Source organism: Cupriavidus sp. WGlv3 (assembly GCF_023952475.1).
In the GTDB taxonomy this organism is placed as follows: Bacteria; Pseudomonadota; Gammaproteobacteria; order Burkholderiales; family Burkholderiaceae; genus Cupriavidus; species Cupriavidus phytorum.
Map to the genome: position 1 here is coordinate 1 of NZ_JALHRX010000086.1, position 1,583 is coordinate 1,583.

The following is a 1,583-nucleotide window of genomic DNA, read 5'->3' on the forward strand; positions in this document are numbered from 1 at the left end:
CTAAGTTGCCACATTCGGTAAGCTACTGCCTCCTTCGTTGGCACAGGGCTCAAAATTGCTGTGTTACTTGGTCCCACAGCTTGCCGCCGCCAGGCAAGGTGTTGTGATTGTGCTGCGAGCGCAATAGCCAATCCGCCGGGTGGCCCAACTCCCTTGCTTTGACCATCAGCGCCCATGATGTCCGATTCCAGTGAGCTACATAGATGTCAACGCCGATTTAAATTTGACCCACTTTGGCAAGAATCGCCGAAGTAAAACTGACCCACCTGGCTCCCGTCAGCCAGCCGCCTTGGCGGCGGCTCGGCCGTTCGTTTGACCTGCCCGGCGCTTGTCCTTGAGCCGGTAGCTTTCCCCTGTAATCTGCACGATATGGGCGTGATGCAGGAGCCGGTCGAGCATCGCCGCCGTTAGCGTCTGGTCGTCGGCAAAGGCGGTCGCCCATTGCGCAAACGGCAGGTTGCTGGTCAACACCATCGAACCCCGCTCGTAGCGCTTGGCGACGACATTGAAGAACAGGTTCGCCTCTTCCCGCCCGAACGTCAGGTAGCCGATTTCGTCGACCACCAATAACCTGGGTCCCATCACGGCCCGATTGAAGTACTCGCGCAGCCGCCCCTGCTGCCGCGCAGTCGCTAGTTGCATCATCAGGTCAGCCGCCGTCAGGAAGCGGCTCTTGATGCCAGCCTGCGTCGCGCGATAGGCCAGCGCCGTCGCCAGATGTGTCTTGCCGACGCCGGACGGCCCGAGCAGCACAACGTTCTCGGCGCGCTCGATAAACGCCAGGCTGCCCAACTCCTGTATCTGCATGCGCGGTGCGCCGCTGGCGAAGCCGAAGTCGTACTGCTCCAGCGTCCTTACCGACGGCAGTGTCGCCAGCTTGGTCAGCACCTGACGCTTGCGCTCCTCGCGGGCGGCAACCTCGGTGTTGAGCAGCCGCTCCAGGAAGTCGGCCAGACTGGCGTCCTCGGTCGCCACCCGCTGTGCCAGCGACCCCCACTCCAGCGCCACGCGGTCTAGTTTGAGCTGGCCGCACAGGTTGGCAATGCGCTAGTGCTGCAGGTTCATGCCGCCACCTCCAGCAGGCTGTCATACACGGCCAGCGGATGCTGCAGGCTCTCGCGCGGGATGGGGCGCATGGGCCTGCGTACAGGCAGCGGTCTGCCCGCCTGCGGTAGCGGCAGCAAGGCCTCTTGCTCGACGGCAAGGCGCACCACGGGGCGCTCGCCAGTGGTGGCATGAACCCGTATGTTGGCCACCTCCGTCAGCCAGCGGCCAATGTACTGGTTGGCGGCCTCGACATCCAGCTTCAGCCCGGCTTGTTTGAGCGTGGCGGCCAGCGGCACGACAAAGCTCTCCTTGAGATAGCGATTGAAGCGCTCGACCTTGCCCTTGGTCTTGGCGCGATAGGGACGGCATACCTTCAGTTCGAAGCCATACCGCTCGGCCTGCGCCAACAGTTCCCGGTCCCAGCGATGGCGGCCATCGCCGTGCGCGTCGCGCTCGACGACCACCGACTTGGCGTTGTCGAACAGGATGTGCTCGGGCACGCCGCCGAAGAAAGCCAGCGCCTCTTCCAGACAGGT

Annotated in this window: 2 protein-coding genes; both read right to left on the bottom strand. The window is 63.5% G+C overall.

Annotated elements, in window-relative coordinates:
• Positions 1-276 precede the first annotated feature (276 nt).
• Complete coding sequence (istB, locus tag MKD38_RS30525; RefSeq protein ID WP_232348037.1) at positions 277-1,044, bottom strand: IS21-like element helper ATPase IstB; 768 nt, start codon at positions 1,042-1,044, stop codon at positions 277-279.
• A 17-nt stretch (positions 1,045-1,061) separates the two neighbouring features.
• On the bottom strand, positions 1,062-1,583 hold a 522-nt coding region (locus MKD38_RS30530), incomplete at its 5' end, for an IS21 family transposase (RefSeq protein ID WP_501985985.1).